2 protein-coding genes are annotated in these 1,971 nt (G+C 38.1%); both read right to left on the reverse strand.

Translation table 11 applies throughout. From position 1 onward, the window contains the following. Nucleotides 1-52 precede the first annotated feature (52 nt). Nucleotides 53-277 (reverse strand): hypothetical protein, encoded by a 225-nt coding sequence (locus AB1630_12800; protein MEW6104668.1) that lies wholly within the window; start codon nucleotides 275-277, stop codon nucleotides 53-55. 175 nt (nucleotides 278-452) lie between these two features. After that, the gene (locus AB1630_12805; protein MEW6104669.1) at nucleotides 453-617 is read right to left on the reverse strand and encodes a hypothetical protein; all 165 of its coding nucleotides are present in this window, start codon (nucleotides 615-617) and stop codon (nucleotides 453-455) included. Nucleotides 618-1,971 lie beyond the last annotated feature (1,354 nt).

Here is a 1,971-nt window from a genome sequence, read left to right on the forward strand (position 1 = left end):
CTGAAAATAGACCAAAGATCAAAAGAGCCAATGGTCACAAGTTTATTCCCCCTTAAATATTGGGGGCGTAGGGGATTGTTATTCCCCTCTTGAGAGGGGTTAGGGGTGTGTTGCTTCTTTCTTGAGGAAAAATTCCTCCCCCGTAGTCCCCCTCCAGAGGGAGTACGTGTTTAGCGTGTCCAGACATTGAAATATAAGGACTTATGGCAACAGTTCCCATGAAATTTGCTTCTGGACTAGCCGCAAAGAGAATAACTACTACAACATATCGAAGCATTCAAGAAACCAATCTCTATATATTGCGAACACAGATACACTAAACACATACCAGAGGGGGACTACCTTTGTAACTCGTTGACTCATGCCCGTTTCCTCTGAAAATAGTGAATTAGTGAATTAGCGAATTGGCTGGTAGCCACAGCCCCTGATTCCTGAGCCTGTCAGGAACGGGCTTAATCAGAAGTAGCCTGCGTTGCTTCGACTTCAGCATCCCCGCCAACATCACCAGTAATAAAAAGATCTTCAGAAGAAATCCTATCAAGGAATTGGCCAACCTCTTGAGATTTTTTCTGGTCCAAAAATCTTTCCAGCCATACATTGGTATCAACTAAATACATAATTTTAGTCACCTCGCCATGTTAATGCTTCTTTCTGAGGTTCCAGGGAAGTATATTGCTTCCGATAATCCTTAAGACTATCTGTCCAATCCTGGCACAATTTTTTCCCTGACTTTTTAAGATGATTAAATGGATAAACTTTTTCTTCCAAGGCAGATATAAGACTCCTCATAACATCTATTTTAACCCTTTCCTCAATCTTTGGAAGAATTTTTCTTTCTTTTTCATTATAGCATCTTTTGTTAAATAATGCAATATGTTTGTTGTAAGGGGTGCATGTAAAATTTGTAGGTAGGGTGTAAGAAAGGTGATAAAGAGATAGGGGAGATGTGGAGATTATAAATTTCCTGGATAATTGTGCAAAAGGTTATGGTAAGGAAGTTAGGTGAGGATGGTTGTGAAAAAAGACCAAATTTTATAACCCCTGAACCAAATCAGTCTTTAACCCCTAACCCTTTCACCAAAAACTCCTAAATATATCCCCTTATCACTATCATCTCCATATTTCCTCTTTTTACACATAAAAAAGTTACCTACTTTTATTACATGCACCCGTTGTAAGTGGTAAGCGTTCAGGTGTAAGTGAGGGAAAATGGAATTCGTTAGAATGTTGCTTTTCTCATTTTGCAATATCCATGGCGATATTTAAAGAAAACAACTAAATCAACACATCGTAGGAAGGGAAAAAATGAAAAAAAAGAATATTTATAAATCTCTGCGATGAATTAGTTTAATCGCACAGGTCGAAATTTTGCTGAAATGTACCTTTTTCTTCTTGACATCAAATGCCCCATATGATAAACTTTACAATGAAAATAATTCTACAAAACTGGCAAAAAAACTGCCACAAAGTGGCTTAGTTCAACCAGTCGCTCTACCTGACCGCTATTCCGCTGCGCTCCATAGCGGCAGGTGAGCTTGGGCGTTAGGCGATTAAAAATCAACAATGTATTGACATCGAAAGAATGAATATGGGAGATTGTCCAAAAAGATGTGCCAGAATTAAAAATAACAGTACAGAAAATACTTGGTACTATGACCAATTCGAATGTTGTAAATGGAGACAATAACCATTAAAAGCCTAACACATATTAAAGGCAATTTGTCAAGAGAAAAATTTATCCCTATAACGAATTTTTTTAATTTTTTTCAAAAATTCGTTTCTCTTGCACAAATAACGGGCTGTGGGACTGCAATCCATGCATAAGTCCGTAGCCTTCTGCACTTTACGATCTTACGCCTGGATTGCAGGAATAAAGCTTCAAAGATGAAACTTCCCGCTGTGCGAAACAGTTTGGATTATAGACAGCCTAAAGTACTGACTCGGTTTTCTATTAACGGGCTAATCCTAATA

This window comes from bacterium, from assembly GCA_040753555.1.
GTDB lineage: Bacteria > UBA9089 > UBA9088 > UBA9088 > UBA9088 > JBFLYE01.